Below are 16,682 nucleotides of genomic sequence, written 5' to 3' on the forward strand. Positions count from 1 at the left end.
GTGGTGCTACCCCAAACTGAAATAAAAAATAGAGTCTCAGGAACTTGATTCTGAGACTCTATTTTTTATTTTAAACAGGAAAGCATAATTTTCTCTAATTCTTCTTTACTTAAATTATCTGCAAGAATTGTAACTTGATAAGTATTATTCTTTCCTTTTGCAGGAACAATCATCTTCATTACTTTAAATTTATCCTTTGTATTTTCAGATAAACTTATTTTTGTCCCGACTAATTCATAATTAGTTATCTTTTCACTAGTCCCTACTATCCCCTTCAGCGAATCTTCTCCTTGATCTCTAACTGCAGATTGATACACCATATATGCGGAATCTTCATTTCGATATTCATAAACAATAGTGGGATCCATTTTTTTAATAGCCAACGGTGTTTGAACATCTTCTCCACTTAGTTTATACCCTTTTACTACATACGTTGGTGTCTTAATTTGAAAATCAAGATATTCCTGTGCTTCCTTTTTAGTCAAATTAAAGTGTGAATAAATTTTCTGTCTAAATGGTCCTATTTCTTCATCATTTTTCTCATATTTCTTTTGCTCTTCTGGGTCTAACTTGTCAGGACTTCCTACTAATTTTACTTTTTTACCCAAAGTATATGCCTCTGTTTCTAAATCAATAAATCGCTTAAATTCTTCTTTCGTAAACAGATTTTGCGCCACTCCAACTTCTGTAAGTAAATTATTATATTCTCCTTCTGAAACAAAAAATTCTGCTTCTGCCTGTTCTTTTGTACCAATCATTTTTTCTACAATTTGATGTATAGGAATATCGGTTTGTGTTTTTAATTCTTTCATATTATTTTTCACTTCTATTTGTTGTTTCTCAGGGCTAGTCGGCTTATCGGCACGGGCATTTAATAAGGATACAGATGATACTGCAATAATTGCCACAACTCCTAGCGCAGACCAACGATACGATTTTTTTTGGAATTTTTTAATCATTAGAATTCTCCTTTTTAACATCCTTTTGTTTTTACTGAAATTTGCCACACTCGGTACTTGATAATAACTTGAGTAATGTTCCAAAAGGCTAATAATAGTATGTCCATACGCGATTTGTTCCTCTGCATCTATACATGTAAGAGCTAATGCATCGCATGCTAGTTCTTGATCTTCCCGCATACATGAGTAGGCATACCAAAGAATGGGATTAAACCAATTTAAAATGAGTAAACCATGCATAAGCCAGTTCACACCGACATCTCTTCGCTTGATGTGAGCCAATTCATGATGGAAAATATATCGTAACTGTTGTTCATCTAATACTTTCATATGTACAGTTGACAATAACAACTTGGGCCGAATAAATCCGAACACTGTTGGACTGGAAACCTTTCCAGATACAAGTAGAGGGATATCTCGTTGAACAGACATAGATTGCTTACATTTTTCAAAAATCCGGATAATTTTCTCATCTGTAATATCAGGTTGTTTTTTTATGTAAAGTAGTAAACTCCTGTTCATAATAAATGTAGCAAAGCTTAGAAGAATAACGCCAGTAAGCCAGATGTATATACAGATTGTATAGAATGGAACCGTCCCATCATCCTGCTTTTCATTATTGTCTGTTTGTGACTTGTTTGCCTGATCAGTTTGTGTTGAACTTGAGGTATAAGTATCTTCTTTTGTAAGAACCTTTGTATTGTCTATACCTTTCAATTCTTGCATGCGTTCTTGTGAAGGAAAAATAGCTACAGGGGTTCGGCTAGAAATGAATGCATCATTATTCTTGTAAGTAAGAACAGAATAGATACTATAGGAACTATCTGGCGACCAAGGTAATACAAGTCTTATTATTAATATAATCCATAGCATGTATTGCCAACGTGGAGTTAACTTATTTCTAAACAAGACCTTGATACATAAGATTAGGCCCACTAATATGCTCGCCATAATAGTGGTCTCTATCAACCAATCGAAAAAATGAGGAAGATAGACATTAATAAACATTTCTATCATTATAATCTATCCTTCCTCTGATTTTCCTCACTCTTCTCATCCAGGATACGTTTAAGTTCGTTAATGTCTTCTGAAGACAGCTTTTCTTCTTTCAGGAAATTTACCAGCAAGGGCTTAAATGCTGCACCATAGAAACGTTTAAGTAAAGATTTCGTTTCTACTTGTAAATAACTATCTTGCGAAACCAAAGGATAATAAGCGTACATACGCCCTTTATCTTGATGGTAAGTAACTGCTTCTTTGTGAACTAATCGATTAATTAGTGTTCGAATCGTTTTGGGTTTCCAATCCATTTTCTTCTCCAACTCTTCAATCACTTCATTTGCTGTTTGTGGAGATTTTGACCACAGTACTTTCATTACTTCTAACTCCGCTTCTGAAATTTTAGGTAATTCTTTCATTAATTTAAATTACACCTCCCTCGGATTACAAGTGTAATCTTTAACTGAATATTACACTTGTAATCTTTCGTTGTCAATCTTATTTTATATTTGTGAAATCCTTTCCTATGCCCATCAACATACGAACGAAGAAAATTAACATCGCTCAGATTGTTCCATCTCTTCCTAGCTGATAGCTATCTCTCTCATTTATACAGTGATACAAGATTTTTCTTCTAGTGGAATGTATTCCGCCTCTTTTAGCTTATGAAAAGGGCGTAATTGTACACTGTATATCGTATTTCCCGCTGCTCTCATTCCCGAGAAAAAATAAATTTCTCCTTCTATTTCGTAGGCAGGACGTATGATTAGCCCTTTTTGACTTTCATATTGAACATGGCCACTTTCAACGATTCCTTCATTTAACAAGGCATCTCGAGCATTTGTATAGTCATTTCAAAAATCGGTATGAATCGTTCTATAAGACATTGTATCCCTCCAGTGGTTTGATGTGTTGCGTTTAGCTATGTGCATCCAAGTGTCTAGCATCTATTTTTAATGACATATACGTTTAAATTCAATGTAGGAAAACATAATTCCTAGTTTGTTCTTGTTCTTTTATGAAAAAGTAACATTTGTCATGTTGTGTTTATAGAATCCAAAAAGAGTAGCACCCTTTTCAGGTACTACTCTATCTTTACGCAATTGTATATATGGATTAATATCCAAGTATGCCGACAATTTGAGTTGCTTTGTTATTACGAATTGAATAATAAATTTCTAAGCCTTTACGTTCAGCTTTTAGTACTTTACCCTTCATTTTCGATAAATGTTGTGAAACAGATGATTGGGGTATCTCTAAAATTTTTGTTAGCTGCGAAACATTAAAAGTATTATGTTTGCTTAGCTCGTTTACAATACGTAAACGAATTGGATGTGCCATTATTTTTAAAATTTCAACATCTTCTTCAGTAATATTAGTTTTTTTTGATTCCAGTACTGTGCTTGTCATAGCTATTCTCCTTTATTACTTTCTTATAAGAAGTTATTTACCTTAGTATTCCGTATCGAAATTTTATATTTTATATATCTCAATAGATAAAAATCAATGTAACTTTAATAAATTCTATAGTTATTATATAACGGATTTTCTATTCGAGTGTGAAGTTCATCTGGAGTTTACGTGATTTTCATATATCCTAATGTACAACTGAACGAATGTATATCTGAGGTCTGATATTGCATAATCGTAAATAATAAAAATATAAAGTTCGAATATTTACTAAAGGTAAGTATTCCTTCTATTTTATTTTTCTACAATACAATTACGTTCTTACAGTGGGGCACCAGACATCTATCAACTTAAGAATGGAAACAAAGCGTACTTTCATTTTGTCGGGTAAAGCATTCCTAAAATAGAAGCATACTCTTAATAATACGCATACCAAATAAACCCTATCGTTTTATTAAAATTCAAGGAAATAGTAATGAAATCCTATATTTATGCGATTTAATATAATGTCACACATTTTATAGTTTAAAAAGGAAAGTATAGATGAACAGGAGAATATACCTGTTTACATCTATCCTTTTTTACAACAATATGACCACATTTACTACTACAACAAAGATTTTTACCACAACAAATTTTCATATAGTTATTAAACTATTTTTTGAATAACTAAATTAACCTCTTCGTTAACTTTAATTACGAATAAATGGCCCTCTTCACCTTCAATTGGATCAACTACATCTTCATTAAAAGATTCAGCATGTTGTCTACCATATCTATTAAACTAGCGGTGTTTATTTTCCCTGATTCCTTTCCATACCTAAGGTACCCAAAAGTCCACTGGATTCCCGAGGCTACTATCCACATTTGTGTCTCTGAAAAGGCTTTTTGTGCCATTAGACGTAACTGTAGGTTCCTGAACAAGCAAAATCATGAAAATACACAAAAAGTTAGATTATCATCCATTACATTACTGTTTTGCTTCGTTCGAATAGAAAAACTCGGAAGAACGCCACTTGTTCGATATCTCCTCAATGTGATAAGGTGTCGTTCTGCAACATCCACCTATTAAACGTGCACCTGCTTGGTACCATTCTTCAGATAGAATATCCAACGCGTTACATTTTTCATGACCATGCCATGTTTTTGTTTCCGGATTATAAGTTTCACCAGAGTTTGGATAAACAATAATCGGTTTTTTGGTGTTTGCCCTCAACTCTTGAATTGCACCAGTCACAACGGTTACTGGCGCACAATTGATGCCTATCGCTACAATTTGTTCACTTTTCTCAAAAACTCGTGCACACTCCACGAGTTTCATACCTTCACTAATCTCTTTCTCATTTTTTAGCGAAAAGGAAAGCCACGCATATGTTTCTGGAAACTCACGCAATAATGTATCTAATACTCTTGCTTCTTGCAGGGAAGGGATTGTTTCAAATGCCAATAGATCTGCACCTGCTTCGATTAACGCAGACATTCTCGAACGGTGAAAGTCTGCTAATGTTTTATCTGTCACACCATAGTTACCTACATACTCTGAACCATCTGCAAGGTAAGCCCCGTACGGCCCAACTGATGCAACAACCAATGGTTTAGGCCTATTCGTTTGAATATTTTCCTTCCAAAAATCATCTCTTGCCCTTCTTGCAAGTAACACCGTTTTCTTAATTAATTCTAAAGCTTCCTGTTCTTGTATTCCACGCGCGGAAAAACCACTAATAGTAGCTTGATAGCTTGCTGTTATGGCACAGTCCGCTCCAGAACGAAAATAGTCCGAATGAACCTGATAAATTAGTTCCGGATTTTCTAATAACACACGTGCCGACCAAAGGGGATCGTCCAAATTACATCCATGCCCCTCCAATTCAGTAGCTAATGCTCCGTCAAGAAGCATAATGGAATGTTGGGATAAAATAGCATCAATTGGGTTGATTTTGTTCGACATAATCTACACTCCTCTTTTTTAGATTTTTTGTTAGATAATAACTTCCATAGCAAAACAAAATAAACGGTATGCCGCAATATAAGGCAATTCTCTGTGTTGGATCGAATGCAATTCCAATACACGATGCCAGACAAAGGCTAAAAGAAGCAATTGGTACTAATGGATATAGTGGTGTGCGATAAATCAAGTCCTTTTCAGAATTTCCTTCTTTCAAAAATTGTCTGCGAAATAGGAACTGGGAACCACTAATACTCATCCAAACTATAACTACTGCTAGACCGGAAATGGAAACAAGTACAATATAGACAGTATCTGGTGCCACAATACTTGATAGCAAAGCCAAAGCTCCACCCACCATGCTGAAAATGACGGCGTTGATTGGAACACCTTGCTTCGTCATTTTCCCAAAAATCGGGGATATCGTATTCTTATTAGCAAGCGACCAAAGCATTCTAGAAGAGGCATAAAGGCCTGAGTTTGCCGCAGATAAAATGGCTGTTAAGATAACGAAATTCATTATGTCAGCTGAATATGGCACCCCAATTCGTTCTAGAACTGCAACAAAAGGGCTCTCTAATACCCCTGCATCGGAAATAGGCAATAACGCAGATAAAACAACAATCGTTCCTACAAAAAAGATGATCAATCTCCACAGAGTAGTTCGAATGGCCATCGGTATCATTTTTTCTGGGTTCGCTGTTTCTCCAGCTGCAATGCCTATTAATTCTGTTCCCGAAAAAGAAAAATTAACCGCAAGCATGGTCATCATAATGGCCGTAGCACCATGAGGAAATAAACCTCCACTTGTAAAATTAGAAAAGAATGGTGCTGCTTTTGAATGAGTCATCGGAAGAAACCCTAGCATTGCCGCTACTCCTAAAACAATAAAAAACACAATAGCTATAACCTTTATCGATGAAAACCAAAATTCGGATTCGGCGAAAAATTTAACAGTCAGGACATTTAATACAAAGATCAAAATGGCAAAAAGAGCACTCCATACCCAAACATTAACCGATGGAAACCATCGCTTCATAAGTAATCCTGCAGCTGTAAATTCAGAACCTAAAGCAACAGTCCAAGTTAACCAATACAACCAGGCTACTGTATACCCTGTACCCGGTCCAATATATTTAACTGCATAACTATGAAATGCGCCCGTTTCAGGCATATGTACGGAAAGCTCGCCTAAACATAGCATAACTAGATAAACCACTAGCGCACCAATCAGATAGGATAGAATTGTTCCAAACGGGCCAGCTTGTTGAATAGTGTAACCCGAGCTTAAGAATAAGCCAGTTCCAATCACCCCACCAAGTGATAGCATGACTAAATGACGTGCTTGCATTTTCCTTTGAAATTCTTGCCCATTTTTGTTCTCCATTTCTACTCTCCTTTAGTTACTATCCAGAAAAAACAAAAGCGCACTCTAAAAAAGAGGGCGCTACTGACAAATAAAAACGGAAGCTCTCATCTATCAGGATTATCACCCGCTGGAATTAGCACAGTGTCTACTTAAGCAGACCTGTTGCTGAGGTTTCATAAGGCCAGTCCCTCCACCTCTCTGGATAAGAAATATTTTTTTATAACCTTATCAATCCATTTAATAACTGTCAAGATAATTCTGTTTTTTTAAAAAATTATCTATTATAGAAATACAAAAAATAGAGTATTACTATAACTGCAACCCACTCCTTCTTAGGTATTATTTAAAAATCGAACATACAAAACCTCATTTATTTATGATACGGTTCACAAGCACTTCCTCAAAACTTGATGCACTTCACACAAATTAACCAGATCCGTAAAATCCGGAACTGGTTAATTTGTGTTTGTATAATATTTTCTATAATCTTTATATAAAAATTATAAAATTTATTATATACTTGAAACAATACATATAGAGTTACCTACCAAATCGTATCCTCCAAAATAATTAGGTATTATAAAGTGGTCTCCTTTTTTAAAGAAATAGTGCTCACCTTCTTTAATTAACTCACCTTCTCCCTGTATTACACTAACAAGAAGGAAGGCTTTTTGTTGTTCCAAACTAGCTGATCCATCTAACTCCCATTTTTCCACTGAAAAATACGGACATTTAATAAAATTAGTTATACTCAAATCATCTACTTTTTCATTTTTAAATGTTAACTGATTCGAAATACATGGAGTTTCTATTACATCAATACTGCTTTCAAGATGAAGATCACGTAAATTACCTTCTGAATCTCTTCTATCATAATCATACAATCTATAGGTTGTATCAGAGTTTTGTTGTGTTTCTAATACTAAAATCCCTTTACCAATTGCATGGACAGTTCCACTCGGCACATAGAAGAAATCTCCAGGTTTCACCTTCACACGATGTAACAGTTGGTTCCACTCTTTTTGTTCAATCATAGACATCAATTCTTCTTTTGTTTTCGCATGATGCCCATATATAATTTCTGCGTCTTTAGTGGAATCGATTACATACCAGCATTCTGTTTTTCCTAGTTCTCCATTCTCATGCACGCTAGCATATTCATTATTAGGATGAACTTGAACAGATAGATCTTGATTGGCATCCAAAATTTTTGTAAGAAGAGGGAAACGCTCCCCCTCCATATTTCCAAATAAATCTCGATGGTTATCCCACAATTCACCCAAGGATAGCCCTTTATACTTTCCGTTCTTAACAATACTTTGTCCATGTTGATGCGCTGCAAAAGCCCAACACTCTCCAGTTTGATTTGATGGAATTTCATATCCAAAAGAAGTTAAATGTGTCCCACCCCAAATTCTTTCTTTAAAAACAGGTGCAAAAAATAATGGTTCAGTCATGATTTGAATCCTCCATTCTATGCAATTTCATCTAGTAGTTTGTATGCTTCTGCTTTTGTTTGAACAGATAATAACTGCTCTCTATAACTATCATCCATTAGTTTTCGAGAAAGCATTTGAAGGATTTTCAAATGTTGATTTCCCTCATTTTCTTTTGGTACTGCAATCATAAATATTAATTTTGCTTCAGTTCCATCAAGACTCTTCCAATCTATCCCTGATTGTTTAATTCCAAATACCACGCTCGGTTTCCTAACAGCATCTGATTTTCCATGCGGAATAGCAATGTTTACACCAATCCCTGTAGTACTTTCTTGTTCACGATTCATAATAGCTTGTTTAAATTCTGTCACTGAATGCAATGCACCTACCTGCTTTAACTTTTGAATCATTTCATCAATGATGTCATCTCGTGTTTCTCCTTTTAAGTCCGTTTCAATTAATTCTAAACTTGTAATATCTGTTAATTTTTTAATTTCTACCTTGTCTACTTGTTCGCCTCTTACTTGAGTCTCTCGTTCCAGTTGTTGCACTTCTATTGTTGCTGATACTTCTTTTATTTGTTCATTTTCTTGTTTTTCTAACTTTGAAACGTCTTTTTTCAATACATTTACTACAACAGCTGTCACAATAGAGCCTACAATTACAGCTACAAAAAACATAAACACATTATCTACTGCCCCTAACACTGCAACAATCGGACCACCATGTGCCACTCTGTCTCCTACATGACCGATCATCGCAATCACAGCACCTGTCATTGAACCCGCCATTATACTTGGAATAACACGAAGTGGATCTTGGGCTGCGAAAGGAATTGCACCTTCCGTAATACCGAAGAGCCCCATTGTAAATGATGCTTTACCCATTTCTCTCTCTGAATCTTGAAATTTCCCCTTACTTATAAAAGTAGCTAGTCCCATACCAATTGGTGGGATACATATTGCCGCAGCTATTGGACCCATAATTTCATAGTTTCCTTCTCCAATCATTGCTGAACCAAATAAGAATGCTACTTTATTGACTGGACCACCCATATCAAATGAAATCATTGCACCTAAAATTAATGCTAATAGAATTGAACTTGACCCTTGCATACCTGCTAACCAAGCTGTTAATGATACGAAAACTTGTGCGACAGGGGCACCAATAATAAATACAAATGCTAAACCTACAATAAGGGAAGCAAATACCGGAATAATAATAATCGGCATAATTGGTTGAATCGCTTTTGGAACTTTTAATTTTTTAATTCCTAATGCTATGTAACCAGCTAAGAAACCAGCGATAATTCCACCGAGAAAACCAGCACCACTTTCACTTCCGTAAAAGCTTCCTGTTGCTGCAATATATCCACCAATCATCCCAGGAACAAGTCCAGGTTTATCCGCTATACTATATGCAATATATCCAGCCAGTATTGGAACCATGAACGTAAATGATGCACCACCAATTTGTTCAATGGTTTTCCAAAAAGAACCCTCTGGAATCACTAAACCCCCAGGAGTTTTTTCTCCCCCAAGTGTTAAGGCAATAGCAATTAATAATCCTCCAACTACGATGAATGGGACCATAAAAGATACACCATTCATTAAATGACGATATATCGGATTTTGCTTTTTTTCCTGTTGGTTACTTTCTACTTTTTTTGACTGTGAATGATAAATAGATACATCCCCGCTGATTACTTTCTCAATTAATTCTCCTGGTTTACGAATACCATCCTGTACTCCAACAACCAACAATTTTTTCCCTACAAATCTATCTTTATTTACGACTCTATCCGCAGCTATAATAATGCCGTCCGCCTCGCGAATATCTTGTTCAGTTAACTCATTTTCTACCCCTATTCCACCTTGGGTTTCAACTTTCATTTGGACTCCTAATTTATCCGCTGTTTTTTGTAAATTTTCAGCTGCCATATAGGTATGGGCAATCCCATTTGGACATGATGTAACCGCTAACAATTTCATTCTTAATCCTCCTCACACTTTTTACTAAGCGCCTACATTTACTATAAATTAATATTAAGACGTCAAAAGTTTCATTTTTTACCGTAACTTCCGGAAAATAAATCTTTTACCTAAGCAAATAACAGTTATTTGGGTCTCTACTTTTCGGTTAAGTATGTAAACAGGACAAAAATTTCATTACGTTTGTTTCTTTCGTAAGTTTTTGAATAAAGGATGGTTGCTCACTTATAAAGGATAGTTCCTGAAACAATTGTTTCGTTACCTCTTGTCCATCACTTTTAACTGCTAGCATAAATACAAGTGATACCTTCTCTGCTCCCCAATCAACTGGTTCTTTTAATGTAGCGATTGCAATTACTGATTCTTGAATAAATTTTGGGTTGCCATGGGGAATTGCGATTCCTGCCCCAATCGTTGTTGCTGACATTTTTTCTCTTATGATTGCATTTTCTGCATACTCTTTATCTACATACCCCTTACTATGCAAAGCATACGCTAACTTTTCAATTAGCTCATATGGGTGCTGTATATCCTGTTGTAAAAACACTAAAAATGGAGATGTATAATTGAGCATAACAAAGTCTTTTTGTTCTTTATAACTTGGCTCATCATAATTTTGTATAAAGTCCCCTAGCTTCTTTTCTTCTGGCCCCTCTAATAATGGGGATACTACTATATGAGGAATGTTTAATCTTGAAAGACTAGTAGTTGAAATAACGAGATCCACATCACGATGTTTCATTATATAACTTTGTAAATCAGCTTTTGAAATACAGTCCATAACATGGATATGACGAAATTTACGCTCAATTTTTGTACGTAACAACTGCGACATGCCAATGCCCATATGACAAACAATAATTACATTTTTAGATTTTTCCTGGTGATTTAACCGTTCAACAGATGCTTCAAAGTGTAGAGTAAGATAAGCCGCTTCTTCTTCTGGAATATATATATTTAGAGATTCATTTATCTCTTCTAATACTTGTATCAATACATTAAACACATAGGGATACATTCTCTTTATATCGTGTAACATCGGATTAGAGACAGAAAGATCATAGCTTAAGCGATTCAATGCGGTATATAAATGAATCGTTAACCCTTCAATTAAAATTTTGTCTTTACTGAAATCAATTTCATATAACTGTGACATACGTTTAACTAATTGCTGTATAACCATAAAAAGAATTGGATTACTTTCAGTAAGTGTGCTGTCCTGCATTGGTTTATCTTGATAACGAATTTTCCCACCTAAAATATGAGCTGTTAAATACGTAACTTCTTCTTCTGTAAAATGAACTGAAAAAACACATTCCAATTGTTTTAAAAATTCCAATGTCCATATATATTCTTTTGTTTCTTTCAGTATTTTAATTTCCTTTTCAGCATTTAAAATAGGTTGTTTAAGTTTCATTCTCCGTACCATGAGCAATGTATGCACTAATAAACTTTCAAATGTGTCATCTGTAAAAAACAATGCATTTCGTTTTTGTAACGCTTTCAATTCGTTCGTAACAAACTCAACCTCATGATATTGAAATTGTTCTTTAATAAATTGATTCGTAAGATCAGAATTACGAATCAAATCTGATAATCTAGCCAATGCTCTTCTTTTTTTCTTTTCAATTCCATCAATAATAAGTCCAACTCGCTGTTTTGAAACAATGGTTAAATCAAAATGATGTAACCATTTTTCAATTCTATCTAAATCTTTTTTTATAGTCGTTCGACTTACAAAATGTTGGGATGCCATTTCCTGTGCAGTAACTGCCTTTACATTCATTAATAAGTTGTATGCAATTTGTAGAATTCTTTCTTCATCTGATTCATACTTTGTGCGATTATTAATACAATAAAGTTTATTAAACAAGTCCACCTTTTCATATTCCTCAATCTCTAAGTACACACCTAATCCCGGTTTCCTAACAAGAATCGCACTTGAATAATTCGCAAGGTGCTCCTCAATTATTTTAAAGTCATTACGAATTGTTTTTTCAGAGCAATTCACCTTATCCGCAAGGTCTTGTACTAATGAATAGTCGTTAGATTCAGATAATAGTAGAAATAAAATTTCTTTCTGTCTTGTATTCATAAATTTCACCTATCTCTTATATCTTTCTATGTTATATGCATTACTTTACAAGATACTTTTACCCTCTCTTATAACTAGCAATTTCGATTAATTGTACTCACTTTCAAATTTTAGCTACCTTACGTTAAAAATTCGTATTTAGAATTAATTATTTTTCTCGATACTCCAACATCATTTCTATATTAAGTATCTTAAGCAACTAAGAAGACAATTAATTTCAATATACCGTAAAGTATCCCAATTAAAAGTTTAATTTATTACCAAGGCTCCGGAAAAGCTGCTTTATTTCTGTAACGAAATAAAATCCTGTATTAGTAGTTTTTTATCTACATAATTAATTTTAATCTCTCTTCTAGAATCTCCCTATCTGATTGTGATTTTGAAATTACAAGACATGTATCATTCCCACAAATACACCCTACTTTTTCTTTCCAGTCTACAGAGTCTAATAACACCCCTATAACATGTGCATTACCCGGTAAAGTTTTAATAATGGTTAATTGATTTATATAATCAATTTTTACGACAACTTCTCCCAACTTTTTCTTTAACATCATATCAGTTTGTATATTATCTCCTGTGAAGTTTTTATATATAGTTAAACCGTTTGAAGAAACTGTCTTTATTATATTTAATTCGCGAATATCTCGCGAGATAGTAGCTTGTGTTACAATTTCCCCTTTTTTTGCTAACAGCTCTACTAACTTTTCTTGTGTATCTATTTCATACTCTCTCACCGCTTGTTTAATTAGCCTTTGTCTTTTCTCTTTTCTCATAAAAGACGCCCCTTATATCGTTATACTTTTATTATATCTTCCTATAAATTTTATTCGAAAGAGGAAAAGGGGAATGTTGCGGAAACGTTCATAGTTTTGAGTACTTTACGCCCCTATAGGAGCCCACCACACATCCATTAACTTAAGGATGTAGAATCTGGATAAAAAAGAATTATCTTTATTCGCTGAAGAGTTATATTGATATATAATTACTAACCTTCAATTACCAATCCTATCCATTGCAATAAAATAAAATAGGTTGTAACATCTACCAGTATTTAAATGACGAACATTGTCTACAGCATTTCAACTAATAATTAAGAGGAGCATACAATGAATAAAATAAAAAGGTTACTAAAACGTAAAACGACTTTGATAATTCTTATCCTATTCGTATTTGTTTATGTAAATAATAGTTCTTTTTTTGCTGAGAGGGCCGATAGGACTCCTCTTCTTCTTGCTCACCGAGGGCTTTCGCAAACATTTAGCATGGAAGGGATTGAGGGTGATACATGTACAGCTAAACGTATAAATAAACCTGAACATTCTTATTTAGAAAATACAATTCCATCTATGGAAGCGGCATTTAAAGCTGGAGCTAATCTAGTAGAGTTTGATGTTCAACCAACTAAAGATAATAATTTTGTTATTTTTCATGACTGGACTCTTGATTGCCGTACTAATGGTAAAGGTGTTACAAGAGATTTTACAACAAAAGAACTACAAGCACTTGATATTGGTTACGGTTATACAGCTGATGGGGGTAAAACATTCCCGTTTCGTGGCAAAGGGCATAATCTTATGCCAACACTTGATGAAGTACTTACCCATTTTCCAGACCGTTCTTTTCTTATTCATATTAAAAGTGATGATGAAAATGAAGGAATCCAATTGGCTACTTACCTCAAGAAATTACCAGCGAAGCGCCTTAATCAACTAACTGTATATGGTGGCGATAAACCAATTGCTGCGATAAAAGAGCGCATCCCTAGTTTACGATTAATGTCTAAAGCAACCATGAAAAAGGATCTTCTTACTTATATGGCGTTAGGGTGGACTGGTTACATGCCTTCAAGCCTGAAGCATGGGGAGTTACATATACCAGACAAAGTAGCTCCTTGGCTTTGGGGATGGCCAAATCGTTTTCTTAATCGAATGGATAAAGCTGATACTCGAGTTATTGTTGTAGGAGGAAATGGATTTGGATTTTCAAGTGGATTTGACTCGCTTGAAGATATAAAACGTCTTCCTGACGATTATACAGGTGGAATTTGGACAAACCGCATTGATAAAATAGCACCTGTATTTCAAAAATAAAAGATGATATAACAATCGAAATTTTTTCATATGTTTAACCATTTATATTTTAAAAAAAGACTTATTAATAATATTGAAGTTTTATACACCGATAAACACCGCTGATGACCTCCATTATTTATAGGAAATCAGGGGTGTTTTTTGGATAAATGCAACTCACTGTAATTCAAATCGAAGTACGACAACAATCAAAAAATAACCCGCTACATGTAAAAAATGGGCTAAATCCACATTAATAACTCATTGTAGATAAATTATTAACCTTGCAATACCTTCTTAAATTTAATTGTAGGGGTACCGCCACACATCCATCAACTTAAGGATTCGGGCTATTTTTGAAATTAAAAGCGCGTTACTATTTTCTTATATTAATGAGAAAGGGTGACGTGCTTTTTATGAATATGCATCAAAAGCAAGAGTTGTCTTTATTTGCCGAAGAGTTATATCGATATATGTCTCCCGCTACACTTAATCAATTAGCTATAGAAGCAGGCGGGATGAAACGAAAACGGAAGTGCCACGGGCATCATTTTTTATCTTTGTGTGTATGGCTAAATCAACAAGTCGCTACTACCTCTCTTACCCAACTATGTAGTCAATTAGAAACTTCAACAGGAGTTTTATTAAGTCCGGAAGGACTTAATCGGCGATTTAACTCGGCTTCTGTAGCCTTTTTTCGTACTGTATTTACTACGCTTCTACAGGCTAAGATTGGAGGCGTATCTAAGATTTCTCATTCTCTTTCTTCCTACTTTGAGCGCATTCGCATCCTTGATTCTACAACCTTTCAAGTTCCAGATCGATTCGCAGCTATGTATCCTGGTGCCGGAGGATGTAGTCATAAAGCTGGTGTGAAAATTCAACTAGAGTATGACTTGTTGAGTGGAGAGTTTTCTGATGTGAAAATTGAACCAGGAAAACGAAGTGATCAGGCGTATGGTGCGACTCGAACAGACATGATACAAAAGAATGAGCTGTATATCCGTGACTTAGGATATTTTCGTCTACAAGACTTTAAGTCTATTCAAGACAAGCAGGGGTATTATTTATCCCGTCTTAAGTTACCGACTAAAATATATAGAAAAGAGTTCGAAACAGTCGTATTTAAAACAAAACCTCCTCAATTGAAACCAGTATATATACAAATTCATTTGGAAGACATTATGAAACAATTAAAACCTGGCCAAGTTTATGAATTACACGATGTATATGTAGGGAGTAAAGACAAACTGCCTACTCGTATTGTAGTTTATAGATGTACCGAGGAGCAAAAACAGAAACGCTTACGTGACCGAGCTATTCGTGAAAAGAAAAAAGGGATTACATATACAGAGCGCACGAAGCTTTTACAAGGTATCACGGTATATATGACAAACATTCCTACGGAATGGGTACCAAAAGAGAAAATCTATGACCTATATTCATTACGTTGGCAAATTGAGCTGTTATTTAAAATATGGAAATCTTGGTTTCAAATTCATCGTTGTAAATCTATTAAACAAGAGCGATTAGAATGTCATCTTTATGGGCAACTCATTAGTATTCTATTATGTTCTTCTACTATGTTTAAAATGCGAGAACTCCTATTACGTAAAAAACAGAAAGAACTAAGTGAATATAAAGCAATGTATATAATTAAGGATTATTTTTCACTTTTTTACCAAGCATTACACAAAAACACCCAAGAATTATCAAAGGTTCTCCTTCGTCTGTTTAACCTCCTACAGCACAACGGACGAAAATCTCATCGGTACGAGAAAAAGACAGTCTTTGATATTTTGGGTGTTGTTTATGAGTATACCACTTCTAATCCTCAGGTAGCATAGTAAAAAATTGAAACCTGTCAGGGTTTATTTGATATGCCTACTTTTATAAAATCTATAAAAGATAATAAAAAATTATATAAAAAAACACATTTTGTTTGAAAATATCCCTTAAGTTGATGGATGTGGGGTACCGCCACATCGCTATCAAGCTAACAAGACAATATCCCCCCTAAAATGAAAAAGGCGTTATTCTTTCTGAGAAATCATAGGAAAGGATAACGCCTTTATATCAATATGACTGTATCCTATATGAAAAATTAACATCGTTCCGAATGTATATATTGTATATATTGTACACATTGTGTATAATGTGTTCATAAGCATTTAAGAGGCAAGGAGTTGAATCATGAAAATCTTACTATCTAATAAGTCTAAGTCGCCTATTTATCAACAAATCATTGATCAGATTATATTACAAATATCAAATGAAACATTGAAAGTAGATGATTCGTTACCTTCTATGCGTTCATTAGCAAGAGACTTGAAGGTAAGTGTTATTACTTCAAAAAGAGCGTACGAAGAACTTAGAAAAGCGGGTTACATCTACTCTATAGTA

General features: G+C 34.5%; 12 protein-coding genes and 1 riboswitch. Of the genes, 3 read left to right on the forward strand and 9 right to left on the reverse strand.

Annotated features, from left to right (window positions below; genetic code table 11):
- Window positions 1–65: 65 nt before the first annotated feature.
- From HMPREF1014_RS23620 to HMPREF1014_RS23665, 9 genes are all read right to left on the reverse strand, one after another.
- Complete coding sequence (locus HMPREF1014_RS23620; RefSeq protein WP_000571813.1) at window positions 66–1,976, reverse strand: beta-lactam sensor/signal transducer; 1,911 nt, start codon at window positions 1,974–1,976, stop codon at window positions 66–68.
- On the reverse strand, window positions 1,976–2,377 hold the full coding sequence (locus HMPREF1014_RS23625) for a BlaI/MecI/CopY family transcriptional regulator (protein ID WP_000661428.1): 402 nt from the start codon (window positions 2,375–2,377) through the stop codon (window positions 1,976–1,978). Before HMPREF1014_RS23625 ends, HMPREF1014_RS23620 begins: the two co-directional genes overlap by 1 nt.
- A gap of 697 nt (window positions 2,378–3,074) precedes the next feature.
- Complete coding sequence (locus HMPREF1014_RS23635; RefSeq protein WP_000204906.1) at window positions 3,075–3,368, reverse strand: ArsR/SmtB family transcription factor; 294 nt, start codon at window positions 3,366–3,368, stop codon at window positions 3,075–3,077.
- Window positions 3,369–4,338: 970 nt separating this feature from the next.
- Complete coding sequence (mmuM, locus tag HMPREF1014_RS23640; protein ID WP_000066231.1) at window positions 4,339–5,316, reverse strand: homocysteine S-methyltransferase; 978 nt, start codon at window positions 5,314–5,316, stop codon at window positions 4,339–4,341.
- Complete coding sequence (mmuP, locus tag HMPREF1014_RS23645; RefSeq protein ID WP_000428526.1) at window positions 5,291–6,700, reverse strand: S-methylmethionine permease; 1,410 nt, start codon at window positions 6,698–6,700, stop codon at window positions 5,291–5,293. The genes mmuM and mmuP overlap by 26 nt, the downstream gene beginning before the upstream one ends.
- 83 nt (window positions 6,701–6,783) lie before the next feature.
- Window positions 6,784–6,891: riboswitch (SAM riboswitch) on the reverse strand.
- Window positions 6,892–7,194: 303 nt separating this feature from the next.
- The gene (gene manA, locus HMPREF1014_RS23650) at window positions 7,195–8,139 is read right to left on the reverse strand and encodes a mannose-6-phosphate isomerase, class I (RefSeq protein ID WP_000138691.1); all 945 of its coding nucleotides are present in this window, start codon (window positions 8,137–8,139) and stop codon (window positions 7,195–7,197) included.
- Window positions 8,140–8,156: 17 nt separating this feature from the next.
- Window positions 8,157–10,112 (reverse strand): PTS fructose transporter subunit IIABC, encoded by a 1,956-nt coding sequence (locus tag HMPREF1014_RS23655; RefSeq protein WP_000770305.1) that lies wholly within the window; start codon window positions 10,110–10,112, stop codon window positions 8,157–8,159.
- A 148-nt stretch (window positions 10,113–10,260) separates the two neighbouring features.
- Entirely contained in the window at window positions 10,261–12,207 is a 1,947-nt protein-coding gene (locus tag HMPREF1014_RS23660; RefSeq protein WP_001097426.1) for a BglG family transcription antiterminator, read from the reverse strand.
- A gap of 326 nt (window positions 12,208–12,533) precedes the next feature.
- Entirely contained in the window at window positions 12,534–12,983 is a 450-nt protein-coding gene (locus HMPREF1014_RS23665) for an arginine repressor (RefSeq protein ID WP_001224401.1), read from the reverse strand.
- A 333-nt stretch (window positions 12,984–13,316) separates the two neighbouring features.
- Here HMPREF1014_RS23665 and HMPREF1014_RS23670 point away from each other — a divergent pair, with 333 nt between their 5' ends.
- The 3 genes from HMPREF1014_RS23670 to HMPREF1014_RS23680 form a co-directional block, all read left to right on the forward strand.
- A complete protein-coding gene (locus HMPREF1014_RS23670; protein ID WP_001033627.1) occupies window positions 13,317–14,300 on the forward strand; it encodes a glycerophosphodiester phosphodiesterase family protein in 984 nt (327 codons plus the stop codon).
- Window positions 14,301–14,695: 395 nt separating this feature from the next.
- Window positions 14,696–16,126 (forward strand): IS4 family transposase, encoded by a 1,431-nt coding sequence (locus HMPREF1014_RS23675; RefSeq protein ID WP_001055922.1) that lies wholly within the window; start codon window positions 14,696–14,698, stop codon window positions 16,124–16,126.
- 346 nt (window positions 16,127–16,472) lie between these two features.
- A partial coding sequence (locus HMPREF1014_RS23680) for a GntR family transcriptional regulator (protein ID WP_000698390.1) occupies window positions 16,473–16,682 on the forward strand: 210 nt, incomplete at its 3' end.

Origin of the sequence: Bacillus sp. 7_6_55CFAA_CT2, from assembly GCF_000238655.1 — a bacterium.
GTDB lineage: Bacteria > Bacillota > Bacilli > Bacillales > Bacillaceae_G > Bacillus_A > Bacillus_A cereus.

Bases quoted from the DNA above. Each gene is read 5' to 3' on its own strand.
- HMPREF1014_RS23620 (WP_000571813.1), bottom strand. From the start codon at position 1,976: ATGATAGAAATGTTTATTAATGTCTATCTTCCTCATTTTTTCGATTGG.
- manA (WP_000138691.1), bottom strand. From the start codon at position 8,139: ATGACTGAACCATTATTTTTTGCACCTGTTTTTAAAGAAAGAATTTGG.
- mmuM (WP_000066231.1), bottom strand. From the start codon at position 5,316: ATGTCGAACAAAATCAACCCAATTGATGCTATTTTATCCCAACATTCC.
- HMPREF1014_RS23660 (WP_001097426.1), bottom strand. From the start codon at position 12,207: ATGAATACAAGACAGAAAGAAATTTTATTTCTACTATTATCTGAATCT.
- HMPREF1014_RS23655 (WP_000770305.1), bottom strand. From the start codon at position 10,112: ATGAAATTGTTAGCGGTTACATCATGTCCAAATGGGATTGCCCATACC.
- HMPREF1014_RS23665 (WP_001224401.1), bottom strand. From the start codon at position 12,983: ATGAGAAAAGAGAAAAGACAAAGGCTAATTAAACAAGCGGTGAGAGAG.
- HMPREF1014_RS23675 (WP_001055922.1), top strand. From the start codon at position 14,696: ATGAATATGCATCAAAAGCAAGAGTTGTCTTTATTTGCCGAAGAGTTA.
- mmuP (WP_000428526.1), bottom strand. From the start codon at position 6,700: ATGGAGAACAAAAATGGGCAAGAATTTCAAAGGAAAATGCAAGCACGT.
- HMPREF1014_RS23670 (WP_001033627.1), top strand. From the start codon at position 13,317: ATGAATAAAATAAAAAGGTTACTAAAACGTAAAACGACTTTGATAATT.
- HMPREF1014_RS23635 (WP_000204906.1), bottom strand. From the start codon at position 3,368: ATGACAAGCACAGTACTGGAATCAAAAAAAACTAATATTACTGAAGAA.
- HMPREF1014_RS23625 (WP_000661428.1), bottom strand. From the start codon at position 2,377: ATGAAAGAATTACCTAAAATTTCAGAAGCGGAGTTAGAAGTAATGAAA.